The organism is Nostoc sp. MG11, from assembly GCF_014904695.1.
Lineage (GTDB): Bacteria > Cyanobacteriota > Cyanobacteriia > Cyanobacteriales > Nostocaceae > Komarekiella.
Genome location: NZ_JACXXN010000006.1, coordinates 280,772 through 298,148, shown reverse-complemented (window position 1 = coordinate 298,148; position 17,377 = coordinate 280,772). Strand labels below are relative to the sequence as shown.

18 protein-coding genes and 1 pseudogene are annotated in these 17,377 nt (G+C 42.6%); 7 read left to right on the top strand and 12 right to left on the bottom strand.

Annotation, left to right across the window (positions count from 1 at the left end; genetic code table 11):
• Positions 1-30 precede the first annotated feature (30 nt).
• From HCR01_RS12390 to HCR01_RS12370, 5 genes are all read right to left on the bottom strand, one after another.
• A complete protein-coding gene (locus HCR01_RS12390) occupies positions 31-1,776 on the bottom strand; it encodes a vanadium-dependent haloperoxidase (RefSeq protein ID WP_193196465.1) in 1,746 nt (581 codons plus the stop codon).
• 159 nt (positions 1,777-1,935) lie between these two features.
• Positions 1,936-3,123 carry an acyl-CoA dehydrogenase family protein gene (locus tag HCR01_RS12385; RefSeq protein ID WP_193196464.1) on the bottom strand — a complete coding sequence of 396 codons (1,188 nt, stop codon included), beginning with the start codon at positions 3,121-3,123 and terminating at the stop codon, positions 1,936-1,938.
• Positions 3,104-3,253 (bottom strand): hypothetical protein, encoded by a 150-nt coding sequence (locus tag HCR01_RS12380; RefSeq protein WP_193196463.1) that lies wholly within the window; start codon positions 3,251-3,253, stop codon positions 3,104-3,106. Before HCR01_RS12380 ends, HCR01_RS12385 begins: the two co-directional genes overlap by 20 nt.
• An 878-nt stretch (positions 3,254-4,131) precedes the next feature.
• Positions 4,132-4,656: a Rieske (2Fe-2S) protein gene (locus HCR01_RS12375; protein ID WP_226889280.1), complete on the bottom strand. Its 525-nt coding sequence runs from the start codon at positions 4,654-4,656 to the stop codon at positions 4,132-4,134.
• A gap of 309 nt (positions 4,657-4,965) precedes the next feature.
• Entirely contained in the window at positions 4,966-6,006 is a 1,041-nt protein-coding gene (locus tag HCR01_RS12370; RefSeq protein WP_193196462.1) for a hypothetical protein, read from the bottom strand.
• 90 nt (positions 6,007-6,096) lie between these two features.
• Here HCR01_RS12370 and HCR01_RS12365 point away from each other — a divergent pair, with 90 nt between their 5' ends.
• On the top strand, positions 6,097-6,687 hold the full coding sequence (locus HCR01_RS12365) for a Yip1 family protein (protein ID WP_320073107.1): 591 nt from the start codon (positions 6,097-6,099) through the stop codon (positions 6,685-6,687).
• 323 nt (positions 6,688-7,010) lie between these two features.
• On the opposite strand, the gene HCR01_RS12360 is transcribed toward HCR01_RS12365, so the two are convergent.
• Complete coding sequence (locus HCR01_RS12360; RefSeq protein ID WP_193196460.1) at positions 7,011-7,325, bottom strand: hypothetical protein; 315 nt, start codon at positions 7,323-7,325, stop codon at positions 7,011-7,013.
• Positions 7,326-7,358: 33 nt separating this feature from the next.
• Positions 7,359-7,829 carry a tetratricopeptide repeat protein gene (locus HCR01_RS12355; RefSeq protein WP_193196459.1) on the bottom strand — a complete coding sequence of 157 codons (471 nt, stop codon included), beginning with the start codon at positions 7,827-7,829 and terminating at the stop codon, positions 7,359-7,361.
• 288 nt (positions 7,830-8,117) lie between these two features.
• Between HCR01_RS12355 and HCR01_RS12350 the strand changes: the two genes are divergently transcribed.
• From HCR01_RS12350 to HCR01_RS12335, 4 genes are all read left to right on the top strand, one after another.
• The gene (locus tag HCR01_RS12350) at positions 8,118-9,377 is read left to right on the top strand and encodes a GTP cyclohydrolase II (protein WP_193196458.1); all 1,260 of its coding nucleotides are present in this window, start codon (positions 8,118-8,120) and stop codon (positions 9,375-9,377) included.
• A 33-nt stretch (positions 9,378-9,410) separates the two neighbouring features.
• Positions 9,411-10,649 carry a URC4/urg3 family protein gene (locus HCR01_RS12345; RefSeq protein ID WP_193196457.1) on the top strand — a complete coding sequence of 413 codons (1,239 nt, stop codon included), beginning with the start codon at positions 9,411-9,413 and terminating at the stop codon, positions 10,647-10,649.
• Positions 10,650-10,790: 141 nt separating this feature from the next.
• Positions 10,791-11,426, top strand: coding sequence for a uracil phosphoribosyltransferase (upp, locus tag HCR01_RS12340; protein WP_193196456.1), 636 nt, complete (start codon positions 10,791-10,793; stop codon positions 11,424-11,426).
• Between the two features lie 336 nt (positions 11,427-11,762).
• Entirely contained in the window at positions 11,763-12,167 is a 405-nt protein-coding gene (locus HCR01_RS12335) for a DUF2294 domain-containing protein (RefSeq protein ID WP_193196455.1), read from the top strand.
• Here the strand turns inward: HCR01_RS12335 and HCR01_RS12330 are convergent.
• The 3 genes and pseudogenes from HCR01_RS12330 to HCR01_RS12325 all read right to left on the bottom strand — a co-directional run bounded on the left by HCR01_RS12330 (position 12,136) and on the right by HCR01_RS12325 (position 13,688).
• The gene (locus HCR01_RS12330; RefSeq protein WP_193196454.1) at positions 12,136-12,531 is read right to left on the bottom strand and encodes a response regulator; all 396 of its coding nucleotides are present in this window, start codon (positions 12,529-12,531) and stop codon (positions 12,136-12,138) included. The two genes, HCR01_RS12335 and HCR01_RS12330, sit on opposite strands and share 32 nt — an antisense overlap.
• 255 nt (positions 12,532-12,786) lie before the next feature.
• A pseudogene (locus HCR01_RS40765) lies at positions 12,787-12,960 on the bottom strand (ABC transporter permease); the annotation flags it as partial.
• Between the two features lie 218 nt (positions 12,961-13,178).
• Complete coding sequence (locus tag HCR01_RS12325; protein WP_226889292.1) at positions 13,179-13,688, bottom strand: pentapeptide repeat-containing protein; 510 nt, start codon at positions 13,686-13,688, stop codon at positions 13,179-13,181.
• A gap of 86 nt (positions 13,689-13,774) precedes the next feature.
• Here HCR01_RS12325 and HCR01_RS12320 point away from each other — a divergent pair, with 86 nt between their 5' ends.
• A complete protein-coding gene (locus HCR01_RS12320) occupies positions 13,775-14,293 on the top strand; it encodes a YraN family protein (RefSeq protein ID WP_193196453.1) in 519 nt (172 codons plus the stop codon).
• A 224-nt stretch (positions 14,294-14,517) separates the two neighbouring features.
• On the opposite strand, the gene HCR01_RS12315 is transcribed toward HCR01_RS12320, so the two are convergent.
• A complete protein-coding gene (locus tag HCR01_RS12315) occupies positions 14,518-14,907 on the bottom strand; it encodes a hypothetical protein (protein WP_193196452.1) in 390 nt (129 codons plus the stop codon).
• A 443-nt stretch (positions 14,908-15,350) separates the two neighbouring features.
• Here HCR01_RS12315 and queA point away from each other — a divergent pair, with 443 nt between their 5' ends.
• Complete coding sequence (gene queA / locus HCR01_RS12310) at positions 15,351-16,601, top strand: tRNA preQ1(34) S-adenosylmethionine ribosyltransferase-isomerase QueA (RefSeq protein WP_193196451.1); 1,251 nt, start codon at positions 15,351-15,353, stop codon at positions 16,599-16,601.
• Here queA and HCR01_RS12305 read toward each other — a convergent pair.
• Positions 16,544-17,302 carry a LuxR C-terminal-related transcriptional regulator gene (locus HCR01_RS12305; protein ID WP_193196450.1) on the bottom strand — a complete coding sequence of 253 codons (759 nt, stop codon included), beginning with the start codon at positions 17,300-17,302 and terminating at the stop codon, positions 16,544-16,546. The two genes, queA and HCR01_RS12305, sit on opposite strands and share 58 nt — an antisense overlap.
• Between the last annotated feature and the right edge of the window lie 75 nt (positions 17,303-17,377).

Here is a 17,377-nt window from a genome sequence, read left to right as displayed (position 1 = left end):
AATTATCAAATAAGTTGTGAAATTAAAAATTTAAACTGTGACTTTCATCCCATCAAATTTTGTGAATGTGAAGCCATTAAATTTTTCGTTGTAACCCAACCTTTCATCTTTCAGGATGCTGATGGCAATTTCTTCACCCAAAGCTATGCCAGCAGAACCATCTGTGCGCCAGTGAATACCACCATGACCACGACCAAGAGTATAATTAGCTGCCAGTTTATTTAATTCTCCACCCACAGTTAAAGGCTCTCCTGTATAGGGAATTACCTTAGTGGGGTCATTAGGATCAGGGACTACAGGATTAGGGATGACAAAATCTTCGTCAAAGTATGCTTTTAACAATGTGGCACTGACACCAGCAATAGAGGCTGCGCCACCAACATAAGATGAATGGATGGGTGAGCCTTCTGGGTATCCATGCGGTAAGAGATAAGAACCAAATTTACTGAAACTCCGAGCTAAAGCTTGGGAGTTTAATATGTCTCTATGAGTCGGATATTTAGTTTTATTGACAATGTTGTTATGGACTAGCCCACCATAAGCCTCTGGACGCAGAGTGCGGTGTACATAAAACTTCTGCCAGTAAGCAGCTCTAATAGCGCGGGATCTACCCAAGGACAGTAAGGCTTCTAAATGTCCGAGGGCAAATGACCCATTGCCCCCCTGTTGGGTTTTTGATTTAATAAAGGGATTACCTGAATTAAACGGTGCGCCAATTCCACTACTTAAAGGGTCGTTAGCGTTGGGACTACTACCCAAAATGAGAGCAGCGCCAGAAAATGCCGCCCCCGGTGCATGGGAAAATTCTGATAAGTCACGAATTGTCGATACGTAACGACGCACTGGGTCATACTGAATAGCTCTAGGAGTACCGCCATTCTGCACATTCAGCCATTCTTCATAATCAGTGAGGAAATCATTACCAGGTAAAGCCGTCCGAATCACAGGCGGAATAAACTGAACGCCCCAAGGAATATTCAACAATGCAAACTGGGAGATGTGAGGCCCCACTAATACCCCTGGCGGAGTTACGTGTTTTGCTGTCCTGCCAGATTTGTCATTTTGATCAACGTAGGTGACAGTACCACGAAATAGAGTTTGGGGGGTGACACGTCCATTTTGTTTTGGCCCTTTGAACGTTAAAAGCTGATTAAGTTCTTCAACAGCTGTCAATACCAGAGGTTCGTCAGTGTTGTTCTGTAATTTATGAAAAGGTACGTCCCGCAATAGGGCTTGCCAATAAAGTTCAACAGCTTCTACAGCCCGTTCTGAACTAGCTAGAGTTGGTGGCGGCGGTACTGCTACCTGCTCTCCATGACATCCTTCTAAACTGGCCGCGAGAGGTCCCTGAGCATTAACCAATTTTCTGGTTCCACCCAAAATGACCTTTTCAAAGTCATCATGATCATGGGTTGTTACTGCTTTAGTCAAAGAGTCATAAGCTTTTAGGTCAACCTCACCCTGTTTGTTGTGTGGTAGTCCCTTAGTATCAGAGCCAATTTTATTAGGATACCGTCCCTCATCACCATTAGTAGGATTGGACGCAATAGGAATTTGACGATTAGCCTCGGCTGCGGCAACACGTATGTGATAAGCCTTTTCCGTAAACTTGTTCTTAGCAGAAGATATCTGCTCTTGTGCCTGACCTTTTTGAGCAGAAAACTTTAAACCTATTGCCCCTGCTACAACACCACTTGCAGTAAAGATACTAGTGTGTAACAAAAAAGACCGTCTACTAGCTGCACTCACAATAACTTTGGATTTTCTCTGATTCATAACTGTACATCTCTGCGCTTCTGCGCCTACTCTTTGCTATGCAACGCGAACGAGGACGCCTAACAGCGAATGGGTGAGATTTAACTCATTTCATTATTGGCACTAATGACTAATGACCAATGACCAATGACCGATTAAACGTTTACTATGGCGGAACCTTTAGGAATATTGTGTGACTAAGGGTAATTCTTCATTCAGTACCCAATTGCCAATATCGCGCAATTTATAATCTACAGGGTCATGAAGCGTGAAAGTACGTAAATCTCGCCAGTAACGGTCAAAGCCGTATTTAGTCCCTGTAGAACGAGTTCCCATAACTTCAAAAATACCTGTAGTGAGATTCAAACCAACACGAGTAGCAAAACCCTTGGCTGCAAAAACGGAAATTGCTACCTCTCCCCTCTCTTCAATAGTTAGGTTAACTTCTTTGTCCCATGCTTGTTGCACTTGGGTAGCAGCTTTGTCAGCTAAACTAATTGCTGCTTGCAGTTCTGTCCACAAGTTTCCATAGTGATGCAAAATATAGGGGTCTTGAGTAGCACTATCAACACCAGACGTAATCCAAGGTTTTGTTTGAGTAATAGTGTATTGTTTAGCTGCCTCTAATGCGCCTGCGGCAATTCCCAAATAAACATAGGTTTTCGTCAGTTGGGCGATGATTCCCAAAAATGTACTAAAAGCACCATCAGGAGGATGAGGATATCCCAAAATTTCATCTTTTTTTACTACAACATCGTCAAAAGTGAATGTATCGCTATCCGTGCGCCTTTGCCCAATATTGTCCCAGTCTTGATTAGACACAATACCAGTCCTATCTTTGGGAATGACGAACAATAACGGCAATTCCACACCATCTTGAACGGCAGAAAAAACACGTAAATCTGCAATGGCGACACCTGTACCGAAACTTTTCACGCCACTGACGCGAAAGTGTTCTCCATCAGGAGTAATTTTTAGTCTGTTATCTCTGGTATTAATGGCATTAGCCCAAAAAAAAATTTTCTTTGCAGTCTCCCGATAATATTTTTCCTTTTGCTCTAGTGTTCCCGAAACATGAGCCAAGGCAGTTAAATTAAGATGGTTGCCATACAACTGTCCAATTGAACCATCTGCTTTCGAGAGTTCTTGGACTATTTTTAAAGCTTCTGCCCAAGTCGCACCAATACCACCATACTCTTTTGGTACAACCAAAGGTAGTAAACCAGTTTCTCGCAACCGTTGGATTTCTATATCTGGCAGCCCTGCCTTGTTATCTCTTTCCACTGCGGTGGCTGCCAATTCCGTAGATAAAGAAGTAGCAACATTAATCCAATGTTTGGATTCTTCTTTAACTAATAGTTGCACCATTATCTATTTTTCTCCTTATGGTGAGTATGGATGGATGAGGAAATGGGAATTGGACAATGGTGAAAGCAGAATTCAGTTGCGACACGATGAGGTATAGTTCGCCCAATTCCCAAGATTCAATCTTTGGCATTGCTGATTGAAATTATGAGCTAGTCTCGCGCAGAGAGTAAGAGTTTAAGCCAGTGATTTTTCAGTCAACTGGACAACAACATTTTTGAATTAACATTGCTTCTCCTTAAGTTCTGTTGAGTCTGCTTAATATTAAAGCCTTATCTGGCAAGCACTTTTACAAAATAACTACCTTGGTAGTAACAAGATCAGTTTAAGTTAACTACTGTAAGTCGGTAGAGATTTAGTACTTTCTTCATAATATAGCAGTGTTGCATGGTTAACTATAAAAGGCAAGTACATTTTGTAAAAAATTCGGCGTTGCTGAGTGGAAATATAAATTTGGTTCATGCAGAGGCGCAGCGAAAAGTATGTAGCTTGCTTTCCGTAGGGTGCGCCGGCTCCCGGCGATAGTTTTTATCGCTGCCGAGAGGCGCAAAGCCTCGCGCCTCTCCCTTGTGTCCAAAGAAGGACACAAGGCAACCGTTCTGAAAGAACAGTTGGGCAGTAAGACCCGCATCGCGATCATAACTTTTCAAGGCAGAGTCGCAGAGAGTAAGAGTTGAGAAAAGTTAATTTTTAGTTTCGTATTCAATTCAGCAACACTCTTAATTCAATTAGGTTCAGTCAGAATGCCCTTCGGATTCCTAAAGCCACTACGATATGATGAACTATGCTTTAACAAAGTCATGAAAATTTGACATTGCTCAAATATAAGAAAATGTACTCATAGCATTTTTTCAGCTAATGAGTTTTTTCAATGGTGGATATAGCTATAACCTTCACTAGACAAAGCTTTTGACGGTTTACAATCTAGAATAATAAAAGTGGTATTATCCTCAACTGTTTTTCGATTTAGTAGGCGGACAAATCAAACAAACCAGCAGTCAATTCTGGATATTAAGGGATAGCTGACTTCAATGCTTTGTTGTAACGAGTGCCAAATTCGAGTCCCATCTGAAATGGTTTAGTGGGATCTGCTCCCATATCTAGTAAGGCGATCGTTGATTTAGCAATAACTAACGAGATACTCTGTTCTAAGCCATCTTGAAGACGCTGATAATGATGAGCATGGAGGTCAACTGGGGGATCTAGATTTACCCAAACTTCCCCATCTCGAATTTCTACAGAAAAGGAAGGCACATCATCTGCCCAAGAGTCAAAAGTTCCGCCACTGGCGAGGTCGAAGCGGGCATAATGCCAGGGACAGGTAATAATGCCATCTTTGCACGTGCTGCCGTGGAGCGGAAAACCCATGTGAGGGCAACGATTATCAATTGCATAGACTTGATTATCTGAGTAAAACAAAGCAATAGTATGTTTTTCACTCTTAACCAATAAACTACCCGTTGCCTGAACATCTGCAAGTTTAGCAACACAGACATAGTGGTCTATTTGGGTTGGGGCTGCAAATATTTGAGTCATTTAAGCTTTATGAAAAAGTGAGATAAAAACTTCTATCTCCACTCTGACGAAATTTTAACCAGTTGAGCGGCTGTCACACCCTAATTTTTGTTAAGTGAGGGACTGGGGAATAGGTGAGTGTACCCTTACGGGGAAGCAAGCTACCCGTAGCCTTTCAGTAGAGAAGTCGTTGGCGCAGCCTCTCGTAGAGAAGTATGGGGAATAGGGAAGAAGAATACGGTTTACTAATGACCAATGACTTTTGACCTTTGACCTTTGACCCTTGACCCTTGACCTAAAATAAAGAGCGCTGTTTTCCGGGGGATGAGCTTAATCACCTTGTTGGTTAGACCAAATAGGGAGTTGATTAACTTTCTGTAGCGTTAATTCAACGTAAGTGGTTTTGCTCGTTCCTACAAATGCTTGACCAAAATAGCCTTCTGCTCCATCGTGAGCGTGAGGGCCGCTAACTTGAACAGTGTAACGCCCTTCACGACGGGCTTGATTAAAGGGAGAGCCAACCGTCAAAGGCCAACGCGAGGCAAACAGTAAGCGGGTAATGTCCTCGACCCAATCTCGACGACCTTGGAGGTGATACATGTGGTCAACCTCATCAAAACCAGTGTTTCCATCGAAGCTACCTCCAACCGAAATTACAAAAAGCTCTGCATTAAGCCTCTGTTCAAGGTAGGAAACTGCTCCAAGTGCCACCTGTGCTCCACCACTAGTGCTAATTAAAACTAGCTTGAGAGGTTGGTTGGAGGATTGCGGCATCGGATGTGCAGCATTCATGCGATCAATGATCGCATTAGCAATACCCAGATTATAAATAGGGCCGTAGCGTTCATCCGCAGAAATGGCAAACCGCCAAAGATTGCGAATTTTAATCAGAATATCTGCATTGGATAGCCAACCGTCTGCATCCTTAGCAGCACGCCACAAGGGAGCCAATAATCTTTGCCCTCCCAAACTCTCATTAGCAACTGAATAGGGGAACACATCCGAAACCGCTACACAGTTGGGATGAAGTTCTATGAGATGTTTGAGAAAAAATTCCTCGCCAGGAGTTACCTCATTGGCAGAAAAATCTCCGACTCCTGGTAGATAAATAAGGTAGCAGTCAATTTTTGTAGATTTAACAGCTTCGGTAGAGCGACCTCCTACACGGTACCGCTTGGTGTTTACTCCAGATGGTAACTTGCGTTGGTTCTTGTTCAACCCCAAACTTCCGGCACTTTGACTTAGCCACCACACTAATGTTCCCACAGGCGATAGCGTTCCCCAGACAAGAAGTAATACCCCTGCTAACAATAGCAGCTTTAAGGTTTCACCTCGTAGCCATACTAGTAGCCGCTCAATAAATTGAAGCATTGCATTAGCAAACTCTTATTAAAAAAAGATTAAAATGTTACCTATATTGTGTTTCATATAATGAAATTCTTTCACTTATTTTCATCCATCGTGAGCGATAAGCAAGTTCGCATTAATAATAAAGAAGTAAAACTGGGAGTTCGTAAGACGCTTAAAAACGCCTTGACGCTTAATTCCAGCCTCTACAAAAATACTCGGAATACACGAAAAAGTCGTCGAATAGCTTTAACTATCGTAATTTTGGCAGCCTTTTCTCACGCTTTGGGAAGTGCTGCAATTTTGTTAATTAATCGTGCTACACTCCCTATACTATTAGTAGCGCTTTTGATTGATGCCCTAAGTATTGTAGCAGGTTACTATTTGTGGACGTTCTCGATTTGGAAAATTGGGCAGTGGTTAAAGCCAATAGACCCTACTTATGGAGATTTACTTAATCCCATTGGTTTTGCCTATGCACCACAAGTGCTAAATTTTTTAACTCTAATTCCTTTACTGGGACGACCGATAGAGTTAATACTGGCAGTATGGAGTTTGCTGGCGGTAATCCTAGCAGTCCGCCAAGGTTTAGATATTAAAACTCGTCAAGCCGCGTTCATTTGTTTAATAGGTTGGCCTCTGATTCAGATTGCGATTGGTTCTGTACAAGTTTTGCAGCAAAGATTAATAAACTACTCACACTAATCCGAAGCTGGTAAAGTGTGAGCTGTTAGTAGCTCTAAGATCTTTGTTTTGTTGGTTGTGCGATCGCATGAATTGCTCATCTTTTTTATGCTCTTTTTTTCCCTCTTAATATTTTTCAGATGACTTGTTTGGAGTAAAGACCAATAGCTGATATTAGCAACAATAATATAAATTAGTTTGCCTTTGAGTTCGGCAAAGGTTTTAGTTACTGTGTTGGGATGGGCGATAAGACACTGGGGATTTTTCTAGGAGATTGCTGCTACCCTAATTTAGGGAATTTCTTGCGCTATGGCGTTCACAACATCACTGCAATAACCCATAAATCAATCTACCGCATCCCCCATCAAAAATTGAGTACCACTGGAAACTTGAGGTTCACCCATTTTAATAGTGACATTTAAACTGTGGTTTTTGTAAGTATCAGTGGCAATCGCTTGATAAAATTCGCCGTGTTTAGCTTTTACTATCCACTTTGTACCAAATGTAACTTTATCCAGATGAGAACTGGTGGTTAATACTTGGTTGTAATTGCTACAAGTAGCCCTGATGTTGCTACTAATGCAGACAGAACTGTATTGAATAAGATTGCGGCGACTAAGGGGATGAATTGCTGTTGATGAGGGTGGAAACAGATTCATAAAACAATAAAATGCTTTCTCCTATCTGCTGTTTTAGCTGATTCTAAATGTACATTCTAGAATCAACTTTTGATTCACTAGTGAATAGGGCTGGATTTCTAGAGCGCGTTGAAAAGCTTGGATAGCTTTACCATAATCTCCTAGTGCCCCATAACACAAGCCCATACCGTGAAGCGCACCAAAATGTATTGAATTTAACTGCACTGCTTTCTGACAATCCGAGAGAGATTTTCGATAATTACCAATACTGTAATAGAGAAAAGCTCGTCGATTCCAAGCTTCTGCAAAATCTGGCTGGTCTTTAATTAGCTCTGTTAGAGCTGCTTCAGCTTCAGTAATCTCCCCCGCATCTAGTAATTTTTGACTGTGGTCGATTCTTTCTAGCCCATATATTCCCTTTTGCTGAAACCAGATCCGCCAAAGTTTTCTGGTTGCCTGCTCGCGGACTATGACATCGGGATTTTTCAACTCTTCAAGTAAGGAATTAATAGATAAAGAATCCATGAATTTCAAGTTGGGTGATTTATCTTTACTATCAACTTTCTCACAAAATATATCTCATAAGTCATTTTTAAAGTCATCTTTAAATTCTTTTGCAACATTGCTAATCAGGTAATTGATGTGCTATTTTTTATATTTACCAATATTATTAATACTTTACTCAGGATGTAAGGTTATAACTGACTGATTATTAAAATACCAAAACTTTAAAAATAAAAAGTGACTATAGATAGTTGACAGATACTTAGTGACAAATAGTTCATATAAACATAGTAAAAAAAACAAATGATTATGCCAAAACAAAACAGCGTTTCCAGGCATATTGTTCTCACTTCTCATCCTAGTAGCTTTGGCCCTAGACCGATCGCAATTAACTGGGGAGCAGCCGACCCCATACAACGCGGCCCCATTATTGCAACGCTGACTAAACATGCACACCGTAACGTGATTGGGACTCACTCTGGCAGTTATGCTGTTTATCGTGCTTTAGCAGTGGCTAGTGGTGCTTTGCAGTCAGATCACCGAGCGGATTTGACGAACACATCCCCGGTAGAGCGGATCGGCCCCTACCCTAGCTGGGCTGATCCTGATAAGATCGTCTCTATTGACCCATTTGGAGCGATCGCATCTGAGGTATTTGCATCCTATTACCAACAGGGCTATGACATCCGTCCAACGATCGCCATCACTCAAGCTCACATCAATATGCCCGAATTGCAATATGCTGTAGATAAGGGGCGTTTGCAGGTGGATGGCAAAATTATGAAGCCCGGTGGTGATTTGGTAGTTACCAAAGCTGCAATTGAACCGGTCTGGTATTTACCGGGAATTGCTAAACGCTTTGGCATCACAGAAGCAGATTTGCGTCGCGCTTTATTTGAGCAAACTGGGGGGATGTTTCCAGAACTGGTAACGCGATCAGATTTGGAAGTCTTTTTACCACCAATTGGGGGCGTTACAGTGTATATCATCGGTGATATCGCTGCGATCGCCGATCCCAATAAACCCCTAGCCGTGCGCGTACATGATGAATGCAACGGTTCCGACGTGTTTGGCTCGGATATTTGCACCTGTCGCCCTTATCTGGTACATGGAATTGAAGTATGCGTGCAAACAGCACAGGAAGGCGGTGTTGGTGTAATTGTCTATTGTCGCAAGGAAGGCCGTGCTTTAGGAGAGGTGACGAAGTTCCTAGTTTACAATGCTCGGAAGCGTCAAGAAGGAGGCGATCGCGCTGATGCGTACTTTGCTCGCACAGAATGTGTCGCGGGAGTAGAAGATATACGGTTCCAAGAACTAATGCCAGATGTGTTGCATTGGCTGGGTATTACCCGCATTGACCGCATGATATCGATGAGTAATATCAAGTACAACGCCATAACTGAAGCAGGAATTGAAATTGTGGAACGAATCCCCATCCCAGAGGATTTAATCCCCCAAGATGCACGGGTAGAAATTGAGGCGAAGAAAGCCGCTGGATATTACACGACAGGGGATGTATTGGATACTGGTGGTTTGGCTGAGGTGAAGGGGCGAGACTTGGTAGATTGAGGGACAGGGAGTGGGGGACTGGGGGAGTGGAGAGTGGAAATACAAACCGCAGAGGCGCAGAGAGCGCAGAAAGAATTGATTGCATATCTTCATTCGCCAGATGCGATTCGGGAGCGTTGTGGGCAACTGTTTGCACTGGTGAGTGTGGGAGAGTCGCGGCATTTTAGTTGTGATTTAACGCAGTTGGGACGGGTAGCAGATTATATAATTGAGGTGATGCGCTGCGAATACCCCGATTTACAAATTCCGTTTCATAGTCGTTGGCGGCATTTTGAGGCTGGGAATGTGCCGCGATTAGCCCAGTTAGATAGTCAGTTAGCAGGACTAACACCTCTGGCTAAAGCTGCTGCTAAGTTTGATTTAGCAATTGTCAGTGTGTTGTTAGATGCAGGTGCGGGAAATAATTGGTATTATTATGAGCCGGAAACTGGGTTGAGTTTGGGGCGATCAGAAGGGTTAGCCATAGCCAGTTTTCGGATGTTTTGTCAAGGGGCTTTTTCTCGTGAGAAGTTACTGCAAGTAGATACTCAAAGATTACAAGCATTTACAGAAGCAGAACTAGCAAATGGGTTTCAGGTAAATGCAGAAAATCCGCTGGTGGGAATTTCTGGGCGGTGGAAATTATTACAAAAATTAGGTCAAGTTCTACTCTCTTCACCTCATCTTTTTGGCAATGAAAACCCTCGTCCAGGGAATTTGGTAAATTATCTTTTGGATCAATCTCAAAACGGGCAGTTAGCAGCTACGACTGTTTTCAGTGCTGTTCTGGAAGGATTGAGTGATATCTGGCCTGGAAGATTAGAAGTTGCTGGGGTTAATCTCGGTGATGTTTGGCAACATCCAGAGGTTGCAGATGATGGTTTAGTTCCCTTTCACAAACTGTCCCAATGGCTAACATACTCTTTGTTGGAACCACTACAAGAACTGGGTTTGGCAATTACTGGTTTAGATGTCCTGACTGGATTACCAGAGTATCGCAATGGGGGATTATGTCTCGACTTGGGACTAATTAGTGTCAAACATTCAGATATTTTGCGATCGCCCCACTCGGTAGCATCAGAAGTTATAGTTGAATGGCGTGCCATCACCGTGATTTTACTGGATCTAATCGCTGTTACAGTGCGCGAAAAGTTGGGTCTGAGTACCGCAGAACTACCACTAGTAAGAATTCTGCAAGGGGGAACCTGGACAGCAGGGCGCAAAATTGCTGCTGAACTCAGAACGGGTGGTAAATCCCCTATCCAAATCGAAAGTGATGGCACTGTATTCTAACTGTCATTAGTCTCCGTATCCCTTCGGGGAAGCAAGCTACGCGCAGCGTCTCCTTTAGGAGAAGTTCTGTTCGCCGGGAGCCGGCGCTCAGACTTCTTATCATTTGATAACTACTAATGACAAACGACAAATAACTAAAATATGCACAATCAAGTAACGCTAATTGAACATCCATTAATTCAGCACAAACTCACGCTGATGCGTAGAGATGAAACCAGCACGACAAAATTTCGTACTCTCCTCAAAGAAATTAGTCTGCTGTTAGCTTATGAAGTAACGCGGGATTTACCACTGAAATATGAACCGATTAAAACACCACTAGCCCCCATGAATGCGCCAGTGCTTGCCACTGATAAAAAGTTGGTGCTAGTTTCGGTAATGCGTGCAGGACAAGGAATTTTGGATGGGATGCTGGAGTTGATTCCATCAGCACGGGTGGGACATATTGGTCTATACCGCGATCCGAAAACTCTGATTCCTGTTGAGTATTATTTCAAAGTCCCTCAAGATGTTGACAAACGGGATATGCTCGTGGTAGACCCGATGTTGGCAACTGGTAATTCAGCTGTAGCCGCTGTAGAACGGCTCAAATCAACTAATCCCTTATCAATTAAGTTTGTCTGCTTGCTCGCTGCACCAGAAGGTATTGAGCATTTCTGTAAGATGCACCCAGATGTGCCTCTATATACTGCTGCTATTGATAACCATTTAGATGAACACGGCTACATTATTCCCGGTTTGGGAGATGCAGGTGATCGCTTGTTTGGTACAAAATAAACTGACAGGAAGTATAGAGAATAACCTGATTTTTCCTTTCATCTTCCTGCTAACTGATGAGGGATATACTCATTGAGTAAATTAGGAGACAAATAACAAATTATTGATTCAAATACTCAAAAGCCCAAGACATCAGCGAAGTAATTAACCGGACATTACAGGCATGATTAAATCTTTAAGAGCTTGAGGAAAATCTATAGCGAATACATTGTATTGAAATGCAAACTTAATATTCAATAGCAATAATATCCTAAGAATATTCTACTAGATAGTAAAAGATTAACAACTCTTATTTCACTACTAAAAACTGGAATTTTGCATTGATTGTAATCGATAATGATACAACCTACTATTGGACAACTAGAAAGAGAAATATCGCAGCAGATCAGAAATTTATATCATGAAAAACTGGGTCAACGTCCTAGTCAAATAATTTGCCATTTTTTTGATACTGAAATCGTCATTTCTTTAGAAAACTCTGTAACCCAAGCTGAGACAACTCTGCTGAATGGAGGTTATGATAGCCTAGCTGAACAAATACGATTATATTTAGACAAAATAATTAAACCACAATTAAAAAGTTTGATTGAACAAATTATTAGTCAACCTGTGATTGACCTGATGACAAACACAAATTTGGCAACAGGTCGTACTGGGATTATTATAATCTTAAATCAGTTGCCTGAAGTTCGTAATCCCGAATCTATTCCTAAGTCGAATGTAAGAAACTTATCTGATTGAGATGACGGCAAATAACCACTTCTAATTGATTAAAATTATAGGGTTTAGTAATGCAGTCATCAGAGCCTACGATCATCTTACAAGGGTACTCGTGTAGCCTTATTAAGGGTTTTACTGCAATGATTGGGATAGCAGCAGTTTTTGGATTGTGTTTGAGATAATTAATAACTTGGTTTGCACTTAAATCAGACAGTATCATATCTAGCAGAATTAAATCTGGTTGATAATTTTGTGCCAAGATCACAGCCCTCACCCCTTGTTTGGTACAAATGCATGAAAAATTTAATATTCCTAGGTGAGAATTAAGCAGTTCTAAATCATGTAGATTTTTTTCTACAACCAAAATTAAAGGCTGTCCATTCATAAACGATTAGTCGTTGTCCAAGAAAGGCTAGGCATCAAGACTTTACCCACTAGGAAATACCCAAGGGTTTTTCTTTGGTAAGTATTTAGGCGGATATCCGAGGCTTTTTCAGCCGACTACGGCTTGAAATTAATAGGCTCGTGTGTAGCTCACTAGGTTGTCTGTCTACGCTGAACTTCAAGGAAGAACATAACAAGCTAGTAATAACATCAAGCAAATAGTAGCATAGTAGATGCGTAGATCTGCGAATATTGACTAACGGCGATCGCGATTTCTTGAAAAATAGGGGACACCAGCTAATTTCACTAATATCAAAATTGCGATCGCATCGGGCCGCATCACTAGAAATTGATCAGGTATATTTACACCTAGATCTATATTAGTATGCCACCTACCAAAAATTAAAGCAGCGATCGCAATAAATCCTTTGTTTTAACGCTCAATTTTTTAAACCCAGAGAAACCTTTGCGCTATTGCGTTTTTAATCGCATTTCTCTTTCCAGTGCGACTTAAACAAGCTGCCAATAGCGCCAAAAGTACGTGAATCCCAGTAGGTAATCCTTGCATATATAACCCAATCAAAGCAAATTGTGGAGAAGTGGGGTTAACTGCGGGCAATATTACACCTCTCCATGATTTATCACTTCTTATGGGCAAAACAACGTCTCACGCGTGTCTCGTCCTGTAGTAGGATTAATGCCTTGAGCAAATTGGCACAATTTTTTTTGCTCATCCTGACGTAGTAGCACATCGGTAAAATCTGCTCCCTCAATCATCGCACCATCAAACTTAGCATTAGCAGCAAATGCACCCTCTAACACCGCATTTGTCAAATTTGTTTTAATTAAGCGAGCAGAGTCTAGAGTAGCATTTGTCAGATCTGCTCCTTCTAAATTTGCTGACTCCAAATTTGCGGCAAAAAAACTAACACCTCGTAAATTGGCGTGACTGAAGTTGCTCTGGCGGAGATTAGCTTTGGTAAAGCTAGAGTCTGTTAAATCACGTCCTGAGAAATCAGCCTCAACCAAAATTTCTTTATTATATTCAAGTGCCAAAGCTGTTGGAGTCAAAGCCACATACGCCGTGATCCCAACTATTGCCCAAAGCAATAAGCTGAGTATACTTGCCCAAATCCGATAGTCTGTTTTACCCTTCATCCCCGACAAACGGGATGAACAGAGCGTATTACTCGCTGTGCGATCGCTTAACCTAGAATTCATTGAATTCATGCTATTTTTAGTCAATGGCGAACCTTCCTCCATCTCATTATCCTGATATTGGTCAGTTAGGAGAAGACCTAGTAGCCCAATGGTTGCAATCTACAGGTTGGATAATTCTGCACCGTCGCTTTTCTTGCCGCTGGGGAGAAATCGATATAATAGCCCAATATGATGCGACAGGGGGAGTAGGGGGAGCAGGGAAAGGACTCTTTACTCAAGACTCTATCTTGATATTTGTAGAAGTTAAAACCCGCAGTTCAGGCAATTGGGATGCTGGAGGAAGAAGCGCAATCACCCCACAAAAGCAAGCAAAACTTTGGCGTACAGCTGAAATATTTTTAGCTCAGTACCCTGAAAAAGCAGATTACCCTTGCCGATTCGATGTTGCTATTGTCTACTGTCAGCGAATTTCAAAAAATCTGACTGGGGCTAAAGTTTCCCAGGAAGCTCTGGCTACTTCATCAGTAGCCGGATACAACTTGAAGCTGCAAGAATATATTCCAGCAGCTTTCGACTGTTCAATTGGTAATGGTGATGGCTAACAGGTAATAAATAAAATATTGCAATAACTAACTACACTCTGGCTGACGCTCGTAACTTCGCTACTACTGACGAATATCCCTAGGGAGATAAGCTATGCCTAGCTAGCTTGCCGCAGCCAGGAATCGCTAACGCCAGTGGTTCATGGTGGGAAGCTAATGCTGGACTTACTATACCGACTCACCATGAACCAATAATTTTGTAGTGGCATTACTCGCAAACAGGATCACGCCAAGGTTTCTGGACAGTAGCCCAAACCTCGGACAAACTGTTGCCGAAAAGCCTCGATTTCCTCTCTTTCTGGACTACCGTGAGAGACTATCGCTACTTGATAGCGACGCATCACATCTACAGGGCACTGTCCCGCTTCCAAACTCCAAAGTGCCATTTGTACTCTCATTGGCGGCTCATAGCTAATTCCTAATTCACTTAGAAACGCGCGAAAGTCGCCATCTTCTTGAGACGAGACTTGACCCTTGAGTTTGATCCTAACCACCCAGCCATCAATCTGATGAATTACGGTGACGAATGAAACTGGCGTCTGGGGTCTAGCGTGCAGGTGTTGAACGACCCTCAGAGTTAAACTGGCATTTGCCAGGTAATACAAGTATTCCATGTTTGTTGGTGCTTGGGATCAAAGCCAATCCTACATTTCTATATTCCTAAATAGATGCCTGTTCCCGGTAGGGTAAATGTCCCCGTTTTTAGATGGGGAGGTTTACCCAATTTTCATATTGGTGTTTCCGTGTCACTTAATAGTACCAATCTTATAGCCCAGTGGAAAAATTGAGCGATGATGCCTTAAAGTTCCTTTATGAAGGAAAGCCCAAACCAGCTTTTTGAAGGCAGCTCTGTAGAGACGTTGCATTGCAACGTCTCTACATCAAATTTCCACCAATAATCCTTAACCCAAGCGTATTGAGACAAGGAGGAATTATTGAACAGGTTTTTCTTTTGTCTACCTTGTTTCTTCCCAATCACGCCACTTGCTTTCCGACGCAGGGCGACAGGAACGCAGTGGCTCCCCAGTTCCTAATTCTCAATCTCTAATAAATTTAAATGGAGCAACAAATAACACAAGCCAACTTTAATGACACCCCGAACCAGCGGCCAAAAGACGTTGAATTAGATTGTTCGGTAGCTGGGTATGACTACGAACTACCTCCAGAACTCATTGCACAAAACCCAGTAGTTCCCAGAGATAGCTCACGGTTATTGGTGGTAAATTCTCGTACTACAGGTGACAAAACAGCACCCATACATCACATTTTCCGTGATTTACCCGAACTCCTACAAGCTGGTGATTTATTAGTAATGAATAATACTAGAGTCATTCCAGCGCGGCTTTATGGTCGTAAATCTACTGGTGCTGAAATTGAGGTTTTGCTGTTAGAGGAGCAGCAGTATAACTGTTGGTTAGCCTTAGTTAAACCAGGAAAACGCTTCAAACGGGGAGCAAAGATTATTTTTGAAGCTAGGGAATTAGGAATTGGGGAGCCACTGCGTTCCTGTCGCCCTGCGTCGGAAAGCAAGTGGCGTGATTGGGAAGATTCCTACCCAGTACCCAGTCCCCAGTCCCCAGTCCCCAGTTCCCAACTAACGGCTACGGTTTTGGAAACAGACGCGGCGACTGGAGGGCGTCTATTGCAATTTGATGTACCAGAAGGAAAATCTTTGGTGCAGCTTTTAGACGTATTTGGTGAAGTACCTTTGCCGCCTTATATCACTGACTCGGAAGCTGTTGATGAGCAGTATCAGACAGTTTATGCTAAACAGCCAGGAGCGATCGCAGCTCCGACGGCAGGACTTCACTTTACTCCAGAATTATTACAAAAGTTGCGCGATCGCGGAATCAATCAAGCTTTTGTAACCCTACACGTTGGTGTCGGTACATTTCGCCCCGTGGAAGTGGAGGATGTAACTACCCATCAGATGCATGAAGAATGGATTGAAGTTCCTACAGCTACGGTAGAGCAAATCCGCGCCACTCAAGCCGCTGGTGGTCGGATTATTGCTGTAGGTACAACAGCAGTACGCGCTTTGGAGGGAGCAGCTAAATCCGGCGATTTGCAACCATTTTGTGGTAAAACAGACTTGTTTATTTACCCTGGCTACCAATGGCGAGTCGTAGATGGTCTAATTACCAATTTTCATCTACCGCGTTCTAGTTTATTAATGCTGGTGAGTGCTTTAATTGGGAGACAGAGGTTGTTGAATATATACAACGAGGCGATCGCTTGTGGGTATCGCTTTTATTCCTTTGGCGATGCTATGCTCATTTTGCCAGAGGGGACTGGCGTTCCTGAGTAGTCAAGAGTAGATGATGTGAAACTGGGTGGTAGCAGCTTTGCAGATGATAAAAGCTGCGCGACCATCTCAGCACGAGATGAAACCTCAAGCTTACGAAACATCCGTTTTAAAGCTTGTTTAACAGAATTTTCTTGAATCCACAAGGCTGTACCGATTTCAGCATTTGTTAGCCCTTGTGCTACCAGTTCCGCAATTTGAATTTCGCGCGGTGTTAAACGACTAATATTTAGAGAATTGAATCCTGCTGAGCGTCTTGCTAGCCAAGTTGACAGATGTAGGCAAAGGGCACTCAAGTCAGCTAGATGCTGAGTATTAAAAGCAGGGGCCTCTCGAATGCGGGTAAAACCGATTGCACCCACAAGACGGCCATCACTAACTATCGGCCCAGCCATCACATGTCCGTGATCAGAGCGTGGACAAATCACCTGCCATACTCCAGGTGGTAACAACAGTTCTTCGTGGACGGGAGCATGATGGTCAACTAAATAGCGCAAGACTGGATTATGTTCTATCGATAATGCTAGCTGAAACATACTTTGAGCTTTTGTCTCAGGAGGAAACACCTGATCAAAGAAGAATAGTGCCCAGCGGTAAGTAACAAAATACTTACCTATTTTTACCATGACATGCTTTTTGAGTTCGTGTTGATCACGAGCATGAGCGATCGCCTGAAATAAAGACTGTAAAGAGTTCACGGTCATAGTTGAGCAAAGTGTACTCTATCGAGGACTAGGCTTAGCCAAGGAGTCAATCTTAATCTAGCTTCATCGCCATTG

Coding starts and splice junctions, on each gene's coding strand:
- HCR01_RS12390 (WP_193196465.1), bottom strand. CDS start 1,776: ATGAATCAGAGAAAATCCAAAGTTATTGTGAGTGCAGCTAGTAGACGG.
- HCR01_RS12385 (WP_193196464.1), bottom strand. CDS start 3,123: ATGGTGCAACTATTAGTTAAAGAAGAATCCAAACATTGGATTAATGTT.
- HCR01_RS12380 (WP_193196463.1), bottom strand. CDS start 3,253: ATGCCAAAGATTGAATCTTGGGAATTGGGCGAACTATACCTCATCGTG.
- HCR01_RS12375 (WP_226889280.1), bottom strand. CDS start 4,656: ATGACTCAAATATTTGCAGCCCCAACCCAAATAGACCACTATGTCTGT.
- HCR01_RS12370 (WP_193196462.1), bottom strand. CDS start 6,006: ATGCTTCAATTTATTGAGCGGCTACTAGTATGGCTACGAGGTGAAACC.
- HCR01_RS12360 (WP_193196460.1), bottom strand. CDS start 7,325: ATGAATCTGTTTCCACCCTCATCAACAGCAATTCATCCCCTTAGTCGC.
- HCR01_RS12355 (WP_193196459.1), bottom strand. CDS start 7,829: ATGGATTCTTTATCTATTAATTCCTTACTTGAAGAGTTGAAAAATCCC.
- HCR01_RS12350 (WP_193196458.1), top strand. CDS start 8,118: ATGCCAAAACAAAACAGCGTTTCCAGGCATATTGTTCTCACTTCTCAT.
- upp (WP_193196456.1), top strand. CDS start 10,791: ATGCACAATCAAGTAACGCTAATTGAACATCCATTAATTCAGCACAAA.
- HCR01_RS12335 (WP_193196455.1), top strand. CDS start 11,763: ATGATACAACCTACTATTGGACAACTAGAAAGAGAAATATCGCAGCAG.
- HCR01_RS12330 (WP_193196454.1), bottom strand. CDS start 12,531: ATGAATGGACAGCCTTTAATTTTGGTTGTAGAAAAAAATCTACATGAT.
- HCR01_RS12325 (WP_226889292.1), bottom strand. CDS start 13,688: ATGAAGGGTAAAACAGACTATCGGATTTGGGCAAGTATACTCAGCTTA.
- HCR01_RS12320 (WP_193196453.1), top strand. CDS start 13,775: ATGGCGAACCTTCCTCCATCTCATTATCCTGATATTGGTCAGTTAGGA.
- HCR01_RS12315 (WP_193196452.1), bottom strand. CDS start 14,907: ATGGAATACTTGTATTACCTGGCAAATGCCAGTTTAACTCTGAGGGTC.
- queA (WP_193196451.1), top strand. CDS start 15,351: ATGGAGCAACAAATAACACAAGCCAACTTTAATGACACCCCGAACCAG.
- HCR01_RS12305 (WP_193196450.1), bottom strand. CDS start 17,302: ATGACCGTGAACTCTTTACAGTCTTTATTTCAGGCGATCGCTCATGCT.